General features: G+C 33.7%; 20 protein-coding genes. 9 read left to right on the top strand and 11 right to left on the bottom strand.

Annotation, left to right across the window (positions count from 1 at the left end; genetic code table 11):
* Positions 1–59: 59 nt before the first annotated feature.
* From CXF59_RS07475 to CXF59_RS07500, 6 genes are all read left to right on the top strand, one after another.
* Positions 60–950 (top strand): bifunctional 5,10-methylenetetrahydrofolate dehydrogenase/5,10-methenyltetrahydrofolate cyclohydrolase, encoded by an 891-nt coding sequence (locus CXF59_RS07475; RefSeq protein WP_101137193.1) that lies wholly within the window; start codon positions 60–62, stop codon positions 948–950.
* A 42-nt stretch (positions 951–992) separates the two neighbouring features.
* The gene (locus tag CXF59_RS07480) at positions 993–1,400 is read left to right on the top strand and encodes a DUF1801 domain-containing protein (protein ID WP_101137194.1); all 408 of its coding nucleotides are present in this window, start codon (positions 993–995) and stop codon (positions 1,398–1,400) included.
* A gap of 725 nt (positions 1,401–2,125) precedes the next feature.
* A complete protein-coding gene (locus tag CXF59_RS15315; protein ID WP_232758734.1) occupies positions 2,126–2,545 on the top strand; it encodes a magnesium transporter CorA family protein in 420 nt (139 codons plus the stop codon).
* Between the two features lie 537 nt (positions 2,546–3,082).
* Complete coding sequence (locus tag CXF59_RS07490) at positions 3,083–3,481, top strand: hypothetical protein (protein WP_101137195.1); 399 nt, start codon at positions 3,083–3,085, stop codon at positions 3,479–3,481.
* 80 nt (positions 3,482–3,561) lie between these two features.
* Positions 3,562–5,232: a tetratricopeptide repeat-containing sensor histidine kinase gene (locus tag CXF59_RS07495; protein WP_232758736.1), complete on the top strand. Its 1,671-nt coding sequence runs from the start codon at positions 3,562–3,564 to the stop codon at positions 5,230–5,232.
* Positions 5,225–5,977: a LytTR family DNA-binding domain-containing protein gene (locus tag CXF59_RS07500; protein ID WP_101137196.1), complete on the top strand. Its 753-nt coding sequence runs from the start codon at positions 5,225–5,227 to the stop codon at positions 5,975–5,977. Before CXF59_RS07495 ends, CXF59_RS07500 begins: the two co-directional genes overlap by 8 nt.
* Before the next feature lie 774 nt (positions 5,978–6,751).
* On the opposite strand, the gene CXF59_RS15560 is transcribed toward CXF59_RS07500, so the two are convergent.
* On the bottom strand, positions 6,752–6,880 hold the full coding sequence (locus CXF59_RS15560) for a hypothetical protein (protein WP_255416304.1): 129 nt from the start codon (positions 6,878–6,880) through the stop codon (positions 6,752–6,754).
* Positions 6,881–7,193: 313 nt separating this feature from the next.
* On the opposite strand from CXF59_RS15560, the gene CXF59_RS14935 reads away from it, so the two are divergent.
* The gene (locus tag CXF59_RS14935; RefSeq protein ID WP_157824547.1) at positions 7,194–7,337 is read left to right on the top strand and encodes a hypothetical protein; all 144 of its coding nucleotides are present in this window, start codon (positions 7,194–7,196) and stop codon (positions 7,335–7,337) included.
* A 168-nt stretch (positions 7,338–7,505) separates the two neighbouring features.
* On the opposite strand, the gene rluF is transcribed toward CXF59_RS14935, so the two are convergent.
* The 4 genes from rluF to CXF59_RS07525 all read right to left on the bottom strand — a co-directional run bounded on the left by rluF (position 7,506) and on the right by CXF59_RS07525 (position 11,204).
* Entirely contained in the window at positions 7,506–8,318 is an 813-nt protein-coding gene (gene rluF / locus CXF59_RS07510; protein ID WP_101137198.1) for a 23S rRNA pseudouridine(2604) synthase RluF, read from the bottom strand.
* Positions 8,319–8,443: 125 nt separating this feature from the next.
* Positions 8,444–9,286: an alpha/beta hydrolase gene (locus CXF59_RS07515; RefSeq protein WP_101137199.1), complete on the bottom strand. Its 843-nt coding sequence runs from the start codon at positions 9,284–9,286 to the stop codon at positions 8,444–8,446.
* A gap of 40 nt (positions 9,287–9,326) precedes the next feature.
* Positions 9,327–10,106 carry a zinc ribbon domain-containing protein gene (locus CXF59_RS07520; protein ID WP_101137200.1) on the bottom strand — a complete coding sequence of 260 codons (780 nt, stop codon included), beginning with the start codon at positions 10,104–10,106 and terminating at the stop codon, positions 9,327–9,329.
* A 3-nt stretch (positions 10,107–10,109) separates the two neighbouring features.
* The gene (locus tag CXF59_RS07525) at positions 10,110–11,204 is read right to left on the bottom strand and encodes a Nif3-like dinuclear metal center hexameric protein (protein ID WP_101137201.1); all 1,095 of its coding nucleotides are present in this window, start codon (positions 11,202–11,204) and stop codon (positions 10,110–10,112) included.
* A 104-nt stretch (positions 11,205–11,308) separates the two neighbouring features.
* Here CXF59_RS07525 and lpxK point away from each other — a divergent pair, with 104 nt between their 5' ends.
* Both lpxK and CXF59_RS07535 read left to right on the top strand, forming a co-directional pair.
* On the top strand, positions 11,309–12,343 hold the full coding sequence (gene lpxK, locus CXF59_RS07530; RefSeq protein WP_101137202.1) for a tetraacyldisaccharide 4'-kinase: 1,035 nt from the start codon (positions 11,309–11,311) through the stop codon (positions 12,341–12,343).
* Complete coding sequence (locus tag CXF59_RS07535) at positions 12,306–13,118, top strand: purine-nucleoside phosphorylase (protein WP_101137252.1); 813 nt, start codon at positions 12,306–12,308, stop codon at positions 13,116–13,118. The genes lpxK and CXF59_RS07535 overlap by 38 nt, the downstream gene beginning before the upstream one ends.
* On the opposite strand, the gene CXF59_RS07540 is transcribed toward CXF59_RS07535, so the two are convergent.
* From CXF59_RS07540 to CXF59_RS07565, 6 genes are all read right to left on the bottom strand, one after another.
* Entirely contained in the window at positions 13,093–15,288 is a 2,196-nt protein-coding gene (locus CXF59_RS07540) for an ATP-binding protein (RefSeq protein WP_101137203.1), read from the bottom strand. The two genes, CXF59_RS07535 and CXF59_RS07540, sit on opposite strands and share 26 nt — an antisense overlap.
* 25 nt (positions 15,289–15,313) lie before the next feature.
* A complete protein-coding gene (gene gap, locus CXF59_RS07545; protein ID WP_101137204.1) occupies positions 15,314–16,309 on the bottom strand; it encodes a type I glyceraldehyde-3-phosphate dehydrogenase in 996 nt (331 codons plus the stop codon).
* Between the two features lie 68 nt (positions 16,310–16,377).
* Entirely contained in the window at positions 16,378–17,247 is an 870-nt protein-coding gene (gene lipA / locus CXF59_RS07550) for a lipoyl synthase (protein ID WP_101137205.1), read from the bottom strand.
* Positions 17,248–17,590: 343 nt separating this feature from the next.
* Complete coding sequence (locus tag CXF59_RS07555) at positions 17,591–18,418, bottom strand: energy transducer TonB (protein WP_101137206.1); 828 nt, start codon at positions 18,416–18,418, stop codon at positions 17,591–17,593.
* 184 nt (positions 18,419–18,602) lie between these two features.
* Entirely contained in the window at positions 18,603–19,154 is a 552-nt protein-coding gene (locus tag CXF59_RS07560; RefSeq protein WP_101137207.1) for an RNA polymerase sigma factor, read from the bottom strand.
* Complete coding sequence (locus CXF59_RS07565) at positions 19,145–20,251, bottom strand: glycosyltransferase (RefSeq protein ID WP_101137208.1); 1,107 nt, start codon at positions 20,249–20,251, stop codon at positions 19,145–19,147. The genes CXF59_RS07560 and CXF59_RS07565 overlap by 10 nt, the downstream gene beginning before the upstream one ends.
* Positions 20,252–20,321: the final 70 nt, after the last annotated feature.

Here is a 20,321-nt window from a genome sequence, read left to right on the forward strand (position 1 = left end):
GAGATGTCCGTTTTTGTAATACTGAAAATTGGAAACTAAAACTTGAAACTAAAAATAAAATGCAACTACTAGACGGAAAAAAAACAGCGGAAGACATTAAAAGCGAAATCGCAGTCGAAGTACAAAAGATGAAAAAAAATGGGGAGAAAGTTCCTCATTTAGCCGCAGTAATTGTGGGCAACGATGGAGCAAGTTTAACTTATGTAGGAAGTAAGGTAAGAGCATGTGAAAGAGTTGGTTTTGAATCTACTTTGGTGAAATTACCAAGTACTACTTCTGAAACAGAATTGCTTAAAAAGATAAAGGAGTTAAATGAAGACGATAATATTGATGGATTTATAGTTCAATTGCCGCTTCCGGAACAAATTGATGAGCAAAAAGTATTGATGGCCGTTAGCCCAAGTAAAGATGTTGACGGATTTCATCCTGAAAATTTCGGAAAAATGGCTTTGGACATGAGTACTTTTATTCCTGCGACGCCTTATGGAATTTTAGAATTACTGGAACGTTATGGGGTAGAGACTAAAGGAAAACATACAGTCGTAATTGGTCGTAGTCATATCGTGGGAAGACCGATGAGTATATTGATGGGAAGAAAAGGGTTTCCTGGTAATTCAACTGTTACTTTGACACACAGCTATACTAAAAACATTGAAGAGATAACCATTCAAGCGGATATCATTATCACAGCCTTAGGGGTGCCTAATTATCTTAAAGCGAATATGGTTAAAGACGGCGTTGTTGTCATCGATGTTGGAATTACTCGTGTGCCAGACGAAACAAAGGAGAAAGGCTATGTCATTACTGGTGATGTAGATTTTGAAAATGTAAGTAAAAAAGCAAGTTTTATTACTCCAGTTCCCGGTGGGGTGGGACCTATGACTATAGCGATGTTGTTAAAAAACACGCTGTTGGCAAGAGAAATGAAATTATTGAAATTAGAAAAGTAAATAAATACAAAGCCTATTCATCAGAATAGGCTTTTTTTAATTATGGAAAATCCACAAAAAATAGAATTCAAATCTGTAGATGCCTTCTTGGATTTTTTGCCGGAAAAGGAATTGGAAATTGTTCTTTTTCTTCGCAAGATAGTGCTAGAATGTATGCCAGACTGTAAAGAGAAATTAGCATACAATGTTCCTTTTTATTACCGCCATTCGAGGATTTGTTATATTTGGCCAGCTTCCATTACTTGGGAGAAAGTGACTAGCGGTGTTGGGATAGGTTTCTGTAAAGGCAATTCGTTTTTAGACGAAACTTTTGAGACAACTGACTTTAGTTCTAAATCACTATTTTCTTCGATTAAAGAGATTGATGTTGTTTCTTTAAAGCAACAGATTTATGAAGCGATTTTAATTGACGAACAGATTGTCAAAGCTAGAAGAAGAAAGATACAGTAAGGTTGTTAGCAGTTTATAAAGGGAAATGCTTTTAAGACAAGATTTTGTTTTTTGGCGACATAATTTTTCTTCAAAAACATACAAATAGCTAAGGAGCATGAAATAAATAATGCTTTTGCAGGACTAAAAAATAGTACTTTATAACGACGATTATTATTCGGAAATATTGAACTAATTGAGGCGCTTGAAAAATTTCAAGAGACTATGATCAACCTATAGAATTTTGAAATGAGAACTTTTTACAAAAACAATAACGGACTAATTTCGGTTCAATTAAGGTTTCCTAATTGCTGGATTAATGTTATATGTCGAACAGAAGCCGAAAAACAATACGTACTTAAAAAGCTTCAAATTCCAGAAGCATTTTAAAGTGACATTTAAGATATTGACAAAGCTCCCGTATCGAGTTAGAAAACGAATGGACATTAATTATCATGCGTATTCCTTTGAAGAGCAACGATGTGAAACTCCCTGTTCATACTATTCCGCTAGGAATTGTTTTCAAAGGAGAAGTGTGTGTTACGTTGAGCTTTCATAAAATCGAAATGTTAACAGACTTTGTTACCTATACGAAACGAAAAGGCATCGATATTAAAGCTAATTTTGATTTAGTACTAAGGTAGCTATTGTCATCTAGTGTTTGGTATTTGAAGTACTTAAAACAAGTCAATCAAAAAATTAGATTGGCCGAGGATAATTTGGAGAAATCCATAAAAAATTAAGAATTGCAGGCTTTATTGCAAATAGAGAAATGTTTGTTTTTCTTCATGACTTCTTTGAAAGGGAATGATATTCTATTGCACCAAATTAAAAATATAAAGGCACAGCGTGTTAATTATGGTCTGGACTTGCTGGAAGATGTGGGAATTGAATTGCGTCAAGCTCAAGAAATAACCAATATTTATAGTGATATCTTGACAGGAACAATTGATGCCTATGCCTCAGTAATTTCTAATAATATCATGAAACAGATGACCTCTATCTCTATTATTTTAATGATTCCGACGTTGATAGCCAGTTTCTATGGGATGAACGTACCGAATGGGTCGCAGGACAATCCGGTGGTTTTGTGGGTGCTGGTCTTAGTTTCCTTTATTCTCTCCGCTTTTGGTGTATCCTTGTTTAAGAGAAGAAGATGGTTTTAAAAATAAAAAAATAGTATAAATAAGTGTACAACATTTTTTCATTGATTAGTCTCCTTTTTTCTTGAATCTTAGGTCGTCTCGTTTTGTGAATTCTGTTCTTGAGGTAGGAGTTTTTGACTCTGGTAAAGTCACTTATTTAGTTTTACTGGAAGGTTTGATAAGTTCAATTCCAATAAAATAAAGAAGGGGTGCTACATTTAGTATCTTTTGTTATTTAATAGTGTCTATGTTGGCATTGACTGTATTGATAGTAAAAAAATATTTCATCACAAAACGAAAAAAAACATAAACAACTGAATTCAAGTACCTTATGTATTGTAGATAAACTACTACGAGATCCCTCTTATTTAAGGTTTTTTTTTCTCTATATTTGACCAATGCTTCTTTATTATCTTGTAATTTAGTTGAATACCATCACTTTTATTTTCAGTGCCATTGTTTCTTACTACTTAATTCAGCTTTAACATTAATTTAATTATACAATATAAAGAAGGTGTTTTAACCTGAAAATTAGTAACAATTAATCAATTTAAAAAAATGAATGTAACATTTAACATCGTCCAAAACACAAAAATCAATACTGACGTATTTACTTTTAAAAACCCAGAAACGGTTACGTATCCAGTAGCTCCGTTAATTTCCGCAAAATTATTCACACCGGTCGGAGGTGTTTTAACCCTTAAGATTAGAGCCACATTGTACATCAACTCAGATGATGCTGCTCCTCCCACTATAAATATCCCTACAGAATACGGAACGATTTTAACATTGATTTACAGTTATGATTTCTCCGAGGTAACCCCAGAAAGCTGTGATGTATGGTACGTAGAGGTAGACTACAGTTCAGAAACTGTGGGTAAGATAAATAAAATCGAATCTTTCATGAAAGACGTAGATCCTGAGACATCTAGGGGTACATCAACAGTACTTCCATAAACCATAATATGAAATTAAAAATATTTTTTTTTCTTTTTTCCTTTTTTCTATTAAATAAACAACTGGTTTTCTCACAACAGGTGAGCAAAATTGGGCTTGAAGAAAAAATTATAAAACAAAAAGCTATTGATTTTAAAGTAGAAGCTGATTTTATAAAATCGCAATCTTTTTATTTAAAAAAAGATTGGGATTCTACGTTGGTCTATTCGATGAAACAACTGAGTAAAAAAAACAGTAAAGCCCTCTTAGATTATTGTCATTATTTTAGAGGAGTTAGCTTTTACAATAAGAAACTATACAAAGAGGCTATAAAAGAATTGTTTTTTGTGTCAGACTCATTTGAGTTGATAGCACTAAAAAATTATTATCTAGGAGCTTTATTTTTAGAACTTAAAGAATATCAAAAAGCATTATATTATTTCAAAATATCCGAAAAGATATTTATTGATTTAGGAGAGTCAAATAATTTGGAAAATGTGTATACGGGAATTGGTTCAGTGTACATTTATTTAAAGCAATTAGATAAAGCAGAAGTTTATTTGCTTAAAAATTTAAACCTAAGCAAAAAAACACAGAATAATGATAAAATTTGTTCCTCTTATACTAATCTAGCTAATTTGTATTATGAACAATACAAAGACGATTTAGCTTTTTTTTATTTCAAAAAAGCCTATGAATTATCTAAATCAATCAAAAACAATAATAAGAGAGAAATCGTTTCTCGTAATATGGCTGTATTCGAAGAAAACAGAGGTGACTTTAAAAAAGCTTTAGGGTATAGAAAAGAATCCGAGCAATGGAAAGATTCACTAAATGACCAAAATAAAGTTTGGGCAATTGCTGAAGTTGAGAAGAAATTTGCCGTAAAGCAAAAGCAAAAGGAAGTAAATGTACTGCAAACGGAGAATAAACTAAAAGAAGCACAAAGGAACAGTTTGTTGTACTCCTCGGTTTTGTTGTTATTGTTACTGGGAGCAAGTGTTTATTTTTACATGCAAAAAACAAAACAAAATAAAATTATACTAGCCCAAAAAGAGGAATTAGATGAACTGAATGCCACCAAAGATAAATTATTCTCCATTGTTAGTCATGATTTGCGTTCGTCGGTAAATGCCTTAAAAACCAGTAATGCTAAATTACAGGAAAGTCTTGTGACTAAAGATTTTTCGGCTTTAGATCAGCTGCTCCATAATAATAGTGAGATAGCAAATGGTACCTATAATTTATTAGACAATCTATTAAATTGGGCTTTATTGCAAACCAAACAAGCTTATTTTTATATTGATTCCTTACATTTGTTATCAATCATCAATCAGGTAGCGTATAATTATAAACCATTATTATTAAACAAAAATATCAGTTTTGAGAATAGGGTAGCTGCGTCGGTTTTTGTGTCGGCAGACCAAGATTCACTAAAAATAATTATTAGGAATGTTCTAGACAATGCGGTTAAATTTTCTAAAGAAAATGGCGCAATTGCTATTTATACCCGTGCTTCTGAGGACGGTTTTTGCCATTTAATTATAGAAGATACTGGATCCGGAATGAGCGAAGCAAAGCGACAAGAACTCCTTAAAGAAACGGTGTTGCTTTCTAAAAAAGGAAGTGATGAAAACATCGGAACCGGATTAGGAATGCAGTTGTGCAAAAGTTTGGTACATAAAAATGGGGGTACATTAAGTATTGAAAGTCAAGAAGGAATTGGTACTAAAATAATTATTAGGGTGCTTAAAATTGAAAATAATGGATAATATAAACGTACTAATTATTGAAGATACGCCAGCGGAAAGTGACGCACTGTTAAAAGTTTTAAAGGCTAATAATTATACTGTAGTTGGTATAGCAACTACTTATACCCAAGCCTTAACGCTGTTTTACAATAGTGAAATTAAGATTGATATTGTGGTGATCGATATTTTTTTAGACGGGAAGCCTGATGGGATTACTTTTGCAGAGACCATTAATATTGTACCGAATAAATCAAAACCTTTTGTTTTTTTATCTAGTTCTAAGGACAGACAAATTTTTGAAAGAGCCAAACTTACACAACCATTTAGTTTTTTATTAAAACCGTTTAATGAATTAGAGATTTTATACGCAATAGAGATGGCAGTGGAGAAGTTTTACGCCCAAACTAATGTTTTTTTGAGTGAAGACAAAGACACCGTAATAAGTGCAGAATACCTCTTTGTTAAAAAAAACAAATCTTTAAAGAAAGTGCTAATTGAGGACATTATTTATATTGAAGTAGAGGAGCGTTATTGTAATATTATAACCGAAAAGGAAAAATTTGTTATCATGATGTCGCTAACTAAAATGCTGGAGCTTCTTGATCCATCGAAGTTCAGTCGAACGCATAGGAACTATGTGGTAAACTCGGGTAAGATAGAGGAAATAATATTTAATGATAATTTGATTATTCTAGAAGGGAATCATAAAGTCATGATCAGCGATACTTATAAAGATCTTGTAAATCAGTTTCGTATTATAAAGTAACCATCTTCATTTATTTTATCACAACAATCCTTCCTCTCAGTGAAGGATTTCTATTTTTAGGATCTTTATATATTCTAACTCAACTTTGTCGTATATGCTATTTCTTAAATTATGGCAATCCTATTTATTATTTGAACCAATACATAATCTGTAGTATCATTTTTATTATTGTCTTAGCTGACGAAAAATTTTGCAGTACTTATTTATTCTTCCAATTTTCCTGTTTAAATAATCTGTTAAATTGATCAAACGAATGACGTTGGGTTATCAAATACTTTAGATTGACTATCTGCAATTTCTCTTTAAGATATTTTTTTAAAAATAAGTTAATACCGTAAATAGCTTATCTCATGACTAAGAATCGGTCGCTTGTGTCATTATATATTTCATAGTTTTTATAATAAGTTAGTTTTGGGATATATTACAAATATAGATTTCCGTAAACTTTAATATGGGAGAATGAAATAGAGTTTTGAAAGATAAAAAGTATGATTGATTGAATGTTACTAACTAGTTCAAATGTCGGTCTGTCTAATCTTTTCTACTAACATATTATCAGATATAAAGAGGACTCGACCCGAAGGCAATAAACGAAGTAGGGCTTTAATTTTTTTTATTTAAATACTTATTGGAGTAACAGAAGTCTATAAAAATAACTAATAATATGAAAAATAATAGACTACCCTTAATTTTAGTCGCCATTTGCAGCATTTTTGTTTTTCTTTGCTTTTCATGTAAACAAGATAGGTATATTAATTCTGTACAAATCACTCCTCAGGCATTTCCAAGTCCAGCAACAACAGGAAGGCAATTTCGAAAACGCACCAAAGGAGTAAAGATCCCTATTCCTGTAGATTCTTCGATAGAGGAAGACACCACAATAATAAGTAATGGCATCGACAATCTTAGCGGGTTTACTGATTTTAAGGTTTACTGACTCTGCTATGGTTAATTATCTTAGTACATAGTAAGGGAGTGGTGTCGCCTAGTTGGTTGATACAGCTGTTTTTAAAAGGGTTATATTTGGTAGTGAAAGTGATGTGTTATTAAAGTTGTAAAAGCAGTTTGATAATTAAACATTGGCTCCGTTGTTTTGTTAAAAAAGACTGTAAAAACAGAAAAAGTACTTTTATGACATGTTTTTAGCGTCCTATGACATGTTTTTTATCAGAGTGATTATTCCAATGTAATTTTAAAATATTAAAATCACTTTGAAATGAAAAAATTAACCATGAGTTGGAATATCATCTATAAATCATTAGGAGAAATTAGTGTTTTCAGAAAGTTTGGTGTTTTAAGTCTTGTTATTTTACTTCTAACTTATTTTATTTTATCGATTCAGTTTATCTTTTTTTATTAAAATTTAAATTCACTGTTTTTCAGTATAAAATATCCAAGACATAAGTCAGTTTAATGAAATTAAAAGATAAAATATTGTTGATTGATATAAAAAAAAACACTATATCTTATTGACTAAGAGGTTGTTGTTGGTTTTTTTTTAAAACCAAAGAAAGGAGAGTTTTGTGTTTTAATACTCCCCTTTTTTCTTAAATCGCGGATCATCTTTTTTGATGAATTCCGTTCTTCTTTTAGGAGTTTCTGTTCTTGGCAAGCTCGCTTCTTCCGTTTTACTGGAAGGCTCGATTAATTCGTTCAATTCTTTGATTTCGGCATCAGTCAAATCACGGTATCTTCCCATAGGGATATCAAGTGAAATGTTGATAATTCGAATTCGTTTTAAAGCAATAACGTCGTACCCTAAATACTCGCACATTCTACGAATTTGACGATTCAAACCTTGTGTCAGGACAATTTTAAAGATGTCTTTACTTATTTGCTCTACTTTACATTTTCTAGTCACAGTATCCAAAATAGGAATTCCATTTCCCATTCTTTCAATGAAACGATCTGTAATTGGTTTGTTGACCGTTACCGTATATTCTTTTTCGTGATTGTTTCTGGCGCGCAATATTTTATTGACGATGTCACCGTCATTAGTCATGAATATTAGGCCTTCGCTGGCTTTATCCAGTCTTCCAATTGGGAAAATACGTTTAGGGTAATTGATGTAATCTATGATGTTATTGCGAACATCTAAGTTAGTGGTACATTCAATTCCTACTGGCTTATAAAAAGCGAGGTAAACAGGCTTCTCATTTTTTTCACGGATCAATTGACCGTCAATACGCACTTCATCATCTGGCGAAACCTTTGTCCCTAACTCTGGAACCACTCCATTCAGTGTCACGCGTCCTTCATCGATTAGTTTATCAGCTTCTCGACGGGAGCAATACCCAGTTTCTCCTATGAATTTATTGAGGCGTTTTAGATTTTCTTCCATACTGCAAAAGTAATCAATTTGGTAATTAGATTATGTGAAAATTAGATAATTTGGCAATTAGAAAATTAGGACGTTATAAAATTTGAAAAGAAGTTAGTGAGGAGCTATTTAAAAATTGATATAAATTAATCAAATAAAAATTGGAAGATTTTCTTGTATAGTTCGTCACTGTGCATGCTATGACCCAGGCCGCTAGTTTCTATGAAAATGGCGTCTTTCCAGGTACTTGCGATTTTTTTTCCTTCTTCAAATAAAACAATAGTGTCGTCTCTATCGTGAGCGATTAATCCTTTTGTCTGAATAGCTGCGGCAAATAGTTGCCCTGAAAAATTTTCTAATTTTATGTTAAAATTCTTTAGGTAGTGGGCTTCTAAACCTCCTGAAATTATTGAATTTAAACTAAGCATTTCAATATAATTATTAAGGATAATCTTGAAATCGCTCGGAGAGCCTAATACGACCGTTTTTTCAATGCTGTTATCCAGATAGGTAGATTGATAGTACAAACATGTTTTAGCTCCTAAAGAATGTCCTATAAGGTACTGCGGTTTGAATTTTTGAACGATAACGTCAATAAATTCAGCATATTGTGGAATGTTGAATTCCTTGCCGCCCGAAAGGCCATGAGCAGGGGCGTCAATAGCTATAATGGTGCTTCCAGACTTTCTTAAATAAGGTAAGATGTTTTTCCAACGCGAGGCGTTACTCTCCCAACCATGTGCTAAAAGAATAATAGTATCATTTCCTTTCCAAGTGTACGTTTGAAAATGTGAGTCCTTGTGATGGTATGTTTCCTTCTCTGTTTCCTGTAGGACTGCAGGAAGCTTTTCTTTATATAGCTTGCCATCTCTGGGCTCACTAAATAAGGTGTACGCAAGTTGCGTGGCTTTTTCAGGGACTAAAAAACTCAGAAAATTTATGTATAATCCGACAGATTTGGTAAAGAGGAAATAAATTGTTTTTTTCATAAAAAAAAAAGTCCCGATGTGTATCGGGACTTCAATAGATTTAAAATTTAGCAAATAATTTTTCCATTTTTTCTTTTTCTTCTTCAGCCAGAACGCTGTCAACTAATATTCTTCCTGAATGTTCGTCGATTATAATTTTCTTTCTGGAAGCAATCTCAACCTGCGTTTGAGGAGGAATTGTGAAGAATGATCCTGCTGAGGCACCTCTTTCGATAGAAACAACAGCTAAACCATTACGAACGCTTGTTCTGATTCTGGTATAAGCAGCCATTAACCTAGTGTCAATTTGAGTTTGGTATTCAGCAGATTTTTCTGTTAAAAATTCCTCTTCCTTAGCAGTTTCAGACATAATTGCGTCCAATTCTGATTTTTTATGTTTCAAGTGATTCGATTTCACTTCTAATCTTTCTTTTGATTGAGAAATGACATCTTTCTTATGCTCAATAGAAGCTTTCATTTCTTTCATTTGCTTCTCAGCTAATTGAATTTCAAGCTCTTGAAACTCAACTTCTTTAGTTAAAGAGTTGAATTCTCTATTGTTACGAACAGTTTCCTGTTGTTTTGTATACTTTTTGATAGCCTCTTTGTGCTCGTCAATTGCATTCTTTTTTCCTTTGATAAGGTCTTCGATAACTTCGAGTTCACTTTTCAATTTCTCAGAACGTGTGCTTAGACCTGCAACTTCATCCTCTAGATCTTCCACTTCAAGAGGAAGTTCACCTCTTACATTTCTGATTTCGTCAATCCTAGAGTCAATAAGTTGTAAATCGTAAATCGCTCTTAACTTGTCCTCAACACTTAATTCTTTCGTATTCGCCATATTCTATAAGTACTTAACTGGATTTGTATTTTCTTCTGATAAAATGATTGCAAAATTAAGGATTTTTTTCCGAAGATAATCAACAATATAATTTTTTGTATGGCGTTCGCTTTCAAAATGTCCGATATCGGCCAAAAGCAGCATATTTTCGGCCTCATAAAACTGATGATATTTCAAATCAGCGGTTAAAAAGGCATCGGCTCCAGCCAAAAGCGCATTTTTTATGGCATAACTACCAGACCCACCCAAAACGGCCACCTTTTTTATCGGTTTTCCCAGAAATGCCGAATGGCGAATTCCATCAGATTGCATTTTTTCTTTTACAAGCAATAAAAAATCTTTTTCTTCCATAGGAGTTTTAAATTCTCCAATCATTCCTAATCCTATATTTTGATGCGTGTTTTGCAATTCATAAATTTCGTAGGCCACCTCTTCATAGGCGTGATGACTGAAAAGAGTTTTGAGTATATTAGATTCTAAATGCTTTTCGAATGTCACTTCGATTTTTATTTCAGTAGTTTCCACAAATTCAAATCGCTCGCCTAATTGTGGATCGCTGTTTTCGTTACCCATATAAGTACCAATACCCTTAGAGTTAAAACTGCAATCTTCATAATTACCGATATTTCCTGCCCCGGCGTCAAATAATGCGTTTCGCACTTTTTCGGCATTTTCGGGTATAGTATAGGTAACCAGTTTTCGAATGAAATTTTGTTTTGGTATTAAAATAGAAGTATTGACCAGGCCAAGTGAGTCACAAAATATTTTATTGACTCCGTCGCGATGGTTGTCCAGTGCCGTATGAACGGCGTAAATCGCAATATCATTTTTTATGGCTTTGATTAGGGAGCGTTCTACATAGTTTTTGCCTGTTATTTTCTTTATGCCTGAGAATAAAATGGGGTGGAAGCAAACGATTAGGTTGCATTTTTTTGTAATCGCCTCATCAATTACATTTTCTAATGCATCATGACATACCAGAACGCCTGTAGCTTCCTTATTCTGGTCTCCAACCAGTAATCCTACATTATCAAAATCTTCCGCGTAAGCAAGCGGTGCCATTTCTTCTAGTACTGAAAGTATTTCTTTTATTTTCATGATCTTGGATTATTTAGCGGCTTGATTTTAGAATTAAGGAATGTCCAAGCTAACAAATACACTTTTGATTTCAATTCAAAGATAATTTATTATACTTTCGTATAATGATTTTACTGCGAAAAATACTCTTCCCGTTTGCTGTTTTATATGGTTTGATAACGGATATTCGGAATTTTCTGTTTGATCGCGGAATTTTAAAATCCTATACTTTTGAGTTGCCTATTATTGCTGTGGGGAACCTTAGTGTTGGCGGTACCGGTAAAACGCCACAAATTGAATATTTAATTCGGCTGCTGTCTGAGAACTATAATGTGGCTACATTAAGTCGGGGATATAAGCGGAAGTCTGAAGGTTTTCTATTGGCTGATGCTACTTCAAATGCTGAAGTGCTGGGGGACGAACCGTTTCAATTTTATACGAAATTCAAGAACATTCAGGTGGCTGTTGACGCTAAGCGGAAGAACGGGATTGAAGAATTGCTTTCGCAAAAGCAAAAGCCGGAGGTTATCTTACTGGATGATGCGTACCAACATCGGAAAGTAAAAGCGGGTTTTTATGTTTTACTTACTTCATATGGAGAATTGTATTGTGATGATTTTATGCTGCCTAGAGGGAACTTAAGAGAAAGTAGAAGCGGCGCAAAAAGAGCCAATGTTGTTATCGTAACAAAATGCCCGTCAAACCTACCATTGGCGGAACAAAATAGTATAAAAAACAGATTGAGAATTGCTGGAAATCAAGAGTTGTATTTTACAAATATTGATTATGATGAATTTATTTATTCGGAAAAAGAAGCAAGGAAAGTAAAGGATATTGGAAGTACTGATAAATTACTTTTAGCGGGTATAGCAAAACCAGCATCTTTTTTCGCATATTTACAGGCTGCAAATGATGTATGTATGGAGTTTCCGGACCATCATCATTTTAGTGAAAAAGATATTTTAGACATTAAAAATAAATCTCTAAACAAAATCATTATTACCACTGAGAAGGATTATGTACGATTGTTGGGAAGAATACCTGCCGATCAGCTTTTTTATTTACCAATAAAAAGTCAGTTTCTCATAGGAGATGAGCAATTTAGAAAAACAATTATCAATTATGTGGGAACAAGTACAAGAGACGGTAAATTACATTAATAAAGTAAATAATTTTAATCCTGAATATGGGGTGATTTTAGGTTCAGGACTGGGTAGTTTTACTGAAGATATTAAAATAGAATTGACGCTGCCGTATAACGAAATACCTAATTTTCCTGTTTCTACGGTTCAGGGTCATAAAGGGGCTTTGGTTTTTGGTACTATTGGTGATAAAAAGGTAGTGGCCATGCAAGGACGATTTCATTTCTATGAAGGGTATTCCATGAAAGAAGTGACTTTTCCGGTAAGGGTGATGAAGTATTTAGGAATTACTAAACTAATTGTTTCTAATGCTTCGGGAGGAGTGAACCCAAATTACAAAATAGGAGAGATTGTCATTATAAAGGATCACATTAACTTCACGCCTGAGCATCCGTTGCGTGGTTTGAATGACGAGCGTTTTGGTCCGCGATTTGTAAATATGAGCGAGCCTTACTCTAGAAAAATGATTGCTAAAGCTAAATTATTAGCAACAGAGTTAAAAATTGAAGTGAAAGACGGAATATATTTAGGACTTCAAGGACCTAGTTTTGAAACTTTAGCAGAATATAAAATGGTAAAAATTCTAGGTGCTGATTGTGTAGGCATGTCTACTGTGCCGGAAGTTATTGTTGCGCGTCACATGGATTTAGAAACTTTTGGAATTTCTGTAATCACGGACATAGGAGACGAAGATAATATTGATACAATCTCTCATGATGAAGTCTTGGAAGCAGCCCAAAAAGCGGAGCCGAATGTTAGGAGTTTAATTAAAGAGTTGATTTTGAAGTATTAGTGTTCTGGAGATTTTGGGCGATAATAGCATAAAAATCTTCAGGAGCAAACGGTTTTGTTATGACATCATTCATCCCAAAGGATAGCAACAAGTCTCTGTTTTCATCTAATGAAATGGCTGTCAGTGCTATGATAGGAGTATTGATGTCAAACTCTCTTATTTGTTGTGTGGCAATTGTTCCGTTTATTCCGGGTAAATGAACATCCATTAGGATTAAGTCGAAACTTTGATTTTTAGCAATTTCAATTGCATCTTCACCGTTATCTATTACTTCACAGGATACTCCTTTATTCTCGAGCATTTTTTTAGTGATCATTTGGTTTATTTTATTATCCTCAACCAGTAATACCTTTTTGTCTTTTAAAATAGATTTATTATAAATTTCAGTTTTTTTCTCAACTGGAATTTCATGTTCATTTACTTTAAATTCTAATTCGAATGAAAATTTAGAACCTTTCCCTACAGTACTTTCAAGTCTTATTTGCCCCCCTAGAATCTTAATTAATTTTTTTACAATAGTCAGGCCTAGTCCGGTTCCGCCGTATTTGCGGTTTATTTCCACGGAACCTTGTGAAAAACTTTCAAAAACGGTTTCTAGTTTGTCTTTAGGAATACCTATGCCCGTGTCGATTATTTCAAAAGACAAGTTTGCATTCCCGTTTTTTAGTGATATTAATTTGGTGATTGTAGTGACATTCCCATTCTTGGTAAATTTTAATGCATTGTTAACCAAATTCATGAAAATTTGCGACAATTTTGTCGGATCGCCCATCAAATTGTCAGGTATGTTTTGGTCAATTTCCAATACAAAACTATTGCTATTTTTTGTGGCTATTTCTTTCAAAGAGTTTTGAATGCTTTCTAATAACTGTTTGAGATTGAAATTAATATTTTCGACTTCTACCTTGTTTGATTCTATTTTATTTATTTCTAGAATTTCATTAATAAAAGTGGTTAGATAATTTCCTGAAAATTTTAGTGAAGATAGATAATGCAGCTGTGATTTTTTCGGCTTTTCTTCCAGTAACAAATGGGTAATCCCATTAATGGCATTCAAAGGTGTTCTCAGTTCATGACTCACGGTTGATAAAAAGTCAGCTCTTGCCTGTGAAGCTTTTTCTGCTTTCTCTTTTGCGATAATCAACTCGTTGTTTTTCTCATGTAATAATAAATTGGATTTATTTCTATTGATGTTGTTTTTATATAATGACAAACTCAATAGGGATAAAATTGAAATTAATGCAAGTGCCAGAATATTAATTAGCTTGGAGAATTTGTTGTTTTTCTCTTTCTCAATATTTTGTAAATTAGATTTTTCTATTTTTTTTAATCGTTGAGTTTCCTTGAAATTATCATAATCATCAATACCAAGTTTTTCATTGTTAGCAATCTCAATACTTTGTTTTAGATTCAAATGCTGCTGTAAAAAGGAGTAAGCAGTGCTTTTATCTAAGATGCTATCGTAAACGGAACTCAGCGCCATCAAAATATTCGATTTTTGCTTTAGGTTTTTATTTTTAGCATTCAAGACCAAGGCCTTGTTGTAATAGTTTAATGCTAAATTATTTCTTTTATTTATTTCTTCAATAAGTCCAATTTGATATAATGCCTCTGCTTTTGCATCGAGGTTAGTTGGGCTGTTCGGCTTCGATATAACCGAATTAAAACAGTATGATGCCGAATTATAATTTCCGTTAGCTTTGTAAATAATACCTTTTTGAAGATTGATTAAATCATCATCGGGAGCTATATTTAATTCGTTATAAGTGGATAATGCTTTGTTAAGAGAAACTTCAGCAGCTTTGTAATTCTTTTTGCCAATATTGGAAAGGCTTAGGTAATAATAGCTATTAGCAGATTGGGCTGTAGGTGTTAAACCTTCGAATAAAGAAATACTTTCGGTAAAACTCTCCCTTGCATCATTGTATTTATTGAGATCATAATAAATTTTACCTAAATTATAATTTTGGATGGCTTGGTCTTCAGTTTTACCATTGTTGTCGCAATAGTTTATTGCTTTCTGGGTAAAATAAAGTGCGTTTTTATATTTGTTTTCTTTGATATTAGAGTTTGCAAGATTGGTATAATATATAATGCTATCTGCACTCTTTTTTGTTTGAGAGTAGAGAAATGAATTAATAAAAAACATAAAAACCAAAAGGTATCTCATTTGTTGTTTATTTTCTAAGCAGTTTTTATTTTACTGTCAGTAGAATTAAATCTATTAGTCTTGACGAATATCCTATTTCATTGTCGTACCATCCCACTACTTTTACCATTTTATCGATTACGGATGTCAATTGTGCATCAAATACACATGAATTTCTGTTTCCAATGATGTCTACTGAAACTATTGGGTCTTCGGTATAATCTAAAACACCTTTTAAATCATGCTCTGCAGCGTATCTAAAGGCTTCATTGATTTCGTTTATTGTAACGGCACGCTTTACGTTGAATGTAATGTCTGTTAACGATCCATCAGGAACGGGTACACGAATACCACAACCACCTATTTTGCCATCCAATGTTGGGAAAATTTTCGTCAATGCCTTAGCTGCCCCGGTAGTAGTTGGAACAATAGACTGACTAGCCCCTCGTGCCCTACGCAAATCTTTGTGCGGTTGATCGTGCAGGCTTTGATCTGTCGTGTACGAATGTATGGTAGTGATGTAGGCTTGTTGGATACCGCATAGCTCGTCAATCACCTTCATCATGGGTGCTGCATTATTCGTCGTGCAGCTGGCGTTGGAAATGATAGTTTCTGTACCGTCCAGAATATGGTCGTTTACACCTATAACAACAGTCTTTATACTGTCCACTTCAGAAGGAGCTGATAGGATCACTTTCTTAGCTCCTGCGACTATATGCGCATTTAGCTCTTCAAACGTTTTGTATTTCCCAGTAGCCTCGATTACATAATCAATGCTAAAGCTTTTCCAAGGTAAATTTGAAATGTCTTTCTCATGAAAAAATAGAAAGTGGTCTTGTTCTACAAGAATTCCTTTCTCATCTGCGCTTACCTTGTAAGGTAAAACACCGTGAATACTATCGTATTTTAATAAATGGGCCATTGTTTTTGTATCGGCAACGTCATTTATGGCAACAACTTCAATAGTAGGGTGGTTTAAAAGCAATCGAAAGAGATTTCGACCAATTCTTCCAAAACCATTTATGGCAATTTTTGTTTTCAATATTTTTGTTTGATCGTTTAGGTGTTTAATCGTTTAAACAAGTAAGCGATTAACTGAATTGACTTTTTTTATAAAATGTGCTTGGCTGCTTTATAGGAGGAACGTACTAATGGACCACTTTCTACATGACGGAATCCTAATTCCAATCCGTATTTTTCATAGATGGCAAATTGATCTGGCGTGATGAATTCTTTAACCGGTAAATGTTTTTTACTGGGTTGTAGGTATTGACCTATTGTCACCACATCGACATTAACATCACGTAAGTCTCTCATAGTTTGGAAAACTTCTTCTTCTTTTTCACCAAGACCTAACATAATTCCAGACTTTGTTCTGTTGATTCCTTTTTCTTTTAGATATCTTAAAACTTCTAAGCTGCGGTCATATTTTGCTTGAATACGCACTTCACGAGTTAGCCTGCGTACTGTTTCCATATTATGGGAAACTACTTCAGGGTTAGCCTCTATGATGCGGTCTATATTTCTTTCTATGCCTTGAAAGTCAGGGATCAAAGTCTCTAGGGTCGTGGTTGGATTCATTCTGCGAATGGCTTTTACGGTTTCTATCCAAATAATAGAACCTCCATCTTTCAAATCATCTCTGTCTACACTGGTAATTACGGCATGTTTGATATTCATAATTTTTATGGAACGGCCTACTTTTTCAGGTTCATCCCAATCTACCGTTTCGGGTCTTCCAGTTTTTACACCGCAAAAACCACAAGAACGAGTACAGGTGTTTCCTAAAATCATAAAAGTAGCAGTACCTTCGCCCCAGCATTCACCCATATTTGGACAGCTTCCTGATGCGCAAATCGTATTCAAACTATATTTGTCAACTAAGGTACGAAGCTCAGTGTATTTTTTTCCTATCGGGAGTTTTACCTTCAGCCATTTCGGTTTTGCAACCGGTAAAGTATTTTCTAAAACAGTTTCCATAAATCAATTTTTAGATTGCAAAGATAAGGAATGTTGATTTAAAATAGGGTGTTTCGGGCATGAAGCTTCAGGATGTATTTGTTAGAAAAATACAGCCGTGCTTTTATAGCGATCCTAAATACTATGAGGTAGCACTGTGCGGGGAGACCAAGTGTTTTGTCGATTTTGTTCTATGAAACCAATGGCGTTTTTTTAATCAATGAAAAATCCACTTTAACACTAAAGATCTTTTAACTCTATGGTGGGACATGGTTTTAGAATTATATTATTTTTATATTTTAAAATTCAGTTTTTATTTATAAAAATAAAGCAGAATCGATAGATTCTGTTTTTCTGTTGAAGTTTAATTCACTTGGACGATAATAGGTAGGTTGTAAGAGGTTCGTACTGCTTTGGATCCGATCATTCCGGGAATCCATTTTGTTTTTAAAGATTTTAATACCCGAATTGCTTCGTTTCCCAGTCCGTAACCAGGATTGTTTTTTACTTGTATGTCTGTCATGCTTCCATCTTTTTCAACCACAAACGAAACGTAAATTCGGATGTTTTTTTCTCCATTTATTTCTTGGCTTTCAAAATTCTTGCCAATGTAGCTGTAGAATTGAGCAATTCCCCCAGGAAATTCAGGAAGGTTGTCTAATAGCGCACCTGTGACAACGATGTTCCCGTAATCAGCGATTACCGGGGTTGTAATTCCTGTGGCTTGTGATGCCAATGGATTTTTGCCAATAGTTGCAGGCCCATCAGCACTATCGCTTATTGCAGTTGTAATTCCAATGTTTTTCGCAATATCCGGAGTAGCTTGTGACGCTTCTACTATTTTCGGATTTGTAAGTTGTTGTTTTTCAATAATGACAGCGGACTTTTGTTGGATTACCTTGGGTAAAACTGGTTTTTCAATTTTTTTGACTTCACTCGGGAAAATTTTAGTCACTTTAATAATTTGATCAATACTTTCAGGAATTAAAGCAGGCATTGCTTTTCCTGGATTAATCAGACTTACAATCCTTGGAATACTTAGGAGGGAAGTGCATAATAGTAAACCCATAAAAAGTGCAAATAAAGAAGTTTTGGCACTTTCTTGGCGCAATTGATATGCCCCGTACTCTTTGTTTTTGTTCTCGGAAACTAGATTAATCCAGTTTGCTTTGTAAAGACTTAGTTTTGACATAATTCATGGCTTTAATGGTTATGTATCAGTTAAATCATAAGCATGCACTATTTTAAGTAACAACGTAAATAACAAGAAATTTAGTATGTGAATTGTAAATTGTTTTTGTGGGAAAATGGGACGAACAGAAAAAGGAGAGATTATGTTTTTTTTTTGGATAATTGAAAGCTAATGAGGAGGTGAATTAGCGTTTATCTCGAATAATTTCGGCCAATAATTTTTTAGCACGAAGGAGTTTAATTTTAACATTGCTTAGAGGCTCGTCAATTTTATTAGCAATTTCCTGATAGCTCATTTCTTGAAAATAGCGCAATTGGATTACCTCTTGGTAATGGGGTTTCAGCTCTTTTATGAATCGCAAGAGCTGGGAAAGATTTTGTTCCGTTATCAGTTCATCTTCCTTAGATGGCGTGGTGTCGGCAATGTTATACGCTTTTTGGTCTTCTTTGTCCGTGACTTCTACAAAGAGACTGGTTTTTTTTTTGCGTAGCAAATCGATATGTACATTTTTGGCAATACTGATTAGCCAGGTGTTAAACTGGAATTCAGGGTTATATGATGCAATCTTGTCAAAAGCCTTTGAAAAAGTTTCTATAGTAATATCTTCTGCGTTGGTTTCGTTTTCGGTACGTTTCAACATGAAGCCATATACTTCATTCCAATAATAATTCAATAGAAAGGTGAAGGCCGCTTGATCGCCATGTTTTGCTTTTTCAATTTGACTATTTATTTCCAATGTACTGGTTTTGAGAAAGTATTTGTTATAAAGATATTGATTTGTGTGAATATAAGCACTAACTCAACAATAGGAAACCAATATTTTAAATCATTCTCCTTTAATTTACCTGCCGAAAAACCAACAACAATCCAAACAACCAGATATCTGGCAACAATTAAACTCAATACCAAGATCCAACGAAATTGAAGGGATAGCAAGATAATAGGGAGTAAAATAAATAATAATTGGGAACAATAAAAAAGTCCTAATTGTAATTTGTCTAATTTAGTATAATAGTTTGCCGTGGCAATATGTCTTCTTTTTTGGGTAAGCCAATCTTTATATTTGGTTTTCGGTTTGGAATACGTGAAACTTTCCGTCGTGTAAGCAATAGTGGTGTTTTTTGCTGTAGCAGCTTCATTTATAAACAAATCATCATCTCCAGATCGTATCTGAATGTGATTTATAAACCCGTTTACGTTAAAAAATTCTTCTTTCTTGTAGGCTAAATTTCTACCCACGCCCATGTAGGGGTGTCCTGCTTTTGCCCATGAAAAATATTGTATTGCAGTGAGTAAAGTCTCAAAACGAATTAATTTGTTAAGAAAAGATTTTGCGATTTTCTCGTACCCCCCATACCCTAATACAATTGTTTTTTGCATCGTAAATTGGGAGCTCATCGCAGTTATCCATTCTTTTGAAGTAGGATAGCAATCCGCATCAGTAAATAATAAATAATCATTTTTGGCGGCTTTTATTCCTAAGGTAAGGGCGTATTTTTTATTTCCCCAAAAAGCTTCGTTATTTTGGACTTTTACCAAGCGAATATTTGAGTATTGTTTTTCAAATCCCTCAAAAATATCCAAAGTAGCATCACTTGAGGCATCATCGATCAGGACAATTTCAAAATCAGGGTAGTTCTGCTCAGCAAGCAGCGGAATGAAATTAGCTACGTTTTCCTCTTCGTTTTTGGCACAGACAATAACTGATATTGAAAGCTTTTTGGGTGTTATTTTTTGTGGTTTAGCGAAAGCAAATTTTCTAAAAACACCCAAATAATAAGAAAGCTGAATGGCAACGACAACAATAAAAAAGTAAAGAATTATTATAAGCATCTGAGTTTTATGTGTTTTTAAATCGAGCGCAAAGGTATGATAGAATAAGTGATTATAAATTATAAATTAT

The sequence above is a fragment of the Flavobacterium sp. ALD4 genome, assembly GCF_002836475.1.
Classification (GTDB): Bacteria; Bacteroidota; Bacteroidia; order Flavobacteriales; family Flavobacteriaceae; genus Flavobacterium.

What these genes read in the sequence shown, in the direction of transcription:
- CXF59_RS07475 (WP_101137193.1), top strand. Translation starts at nt 60, where the DNA reads ATGCAACTACTAGACGGAAAAAAAACAGCGGAAGACATTAAAAGCGAA.
- CXF59_RS07480 (WP_101137194.1), top strand. Translation starts at nt 993, where the DNA reads ATGGAAAATCCACAAAAAATAGAATTCAAATCTGTAGATGCCTTCTTG.
- CXF59_RS07490 (WP_101137195.1), top strand. Translation starts at nt 3,083, where the DNA reads ATGAATGTAACATTTAACATCGTCCAAAACACAAAAATCAATACTGAC.
- CXF59_RS07500 (WP_101137196.1), top strand. Translation starts at nt 5,225, where the DNA reads ATGGATAATATAAACGTACTAATTATTGAAGATACGCCAGCGGAAAGT.
- CXF59_RS14935 (WP_157824547.1), top strand. Translation starts at nt 7,194, where the DNA reads ATGAAAAAATTAACCATGAGTTGGAATATCATCTATAAATCATTAGGA.
- rluF (WP_101137198.1), bottom strand. Translation starts at nt 8,318, where the DNA reads ATGGAAGAAAATCTAAAACGCCTCAATAAATTCATAGGAGAAACTGGG.
- CXF59_RS07515 (WP_101137199.1), bottom strand. Translation starts at nt 9,286, where the DNA reads ATGAAAAAAACAATTTATTTCCTCTTTACCAAATCTGTCGGATTATAC.
- CXF59_RS07520 (WP_101137200.1), bottom strand. Translation starts at nt 10,106, where the DNA reads ATGGCGAATACGAAAGAATTAAGTGTTGAGGACAAGTTAAGAGCGATT.
- CXF59_RS07525 (WP_101137201.1), bottom strand. Translation starts at nt 11,204, where the DNA reads ATGAAAATAAAAGAAATACTTTCAGTACTAGAAGAAATGGCACCGCTT.
- lpxK (WP_101137202.1), top strand. Translation starts at nt 11,309, where the DNA reads ATGATTTTACTGCGAAAAATACTCTTCCCGTTTGCTGTTTTATATGGT.
- CXF59_RS07535 (WP_101137252.1), top strand. Translation starts at nt 12,306, where the DNA reads ATGTGGGAACAAGTACAAGAGACGGTAAATTACATTAATAAAGTAAAT.
- CXF59_RS07540 (WP_101137203.1), bottom strand. Translation starts at nt 15,288, where the DNA reads ATGAGATACCTTTTGGTTTTTATGTTTTTTATTAATTCATTTCTCTAC.
- lipA (WP_101137205.1), bottom strand. Translation starts at nt 17,247, where the DNA reads ATGGAAACTGTTTTAGAAAATACTTTACCGGTTGCAAAACCGAAATGG.
- CXF59_RS07555 (WP_101137206.1), bottom strand. Translation starts at nt 18,418, where the DNA reads ATGTCAAAACTAAGTCTTTACAAAGCAAACTGGATTAATCTAGTTTCC.
- CXF59_RS07565 (WP_101137208.1), bottom strand. Translation starts at nt 20,251, where the DNA reads ATGCTTATAATAATTCTTTACTTTTTTATTGTTGTCGTTGCCATTCAG.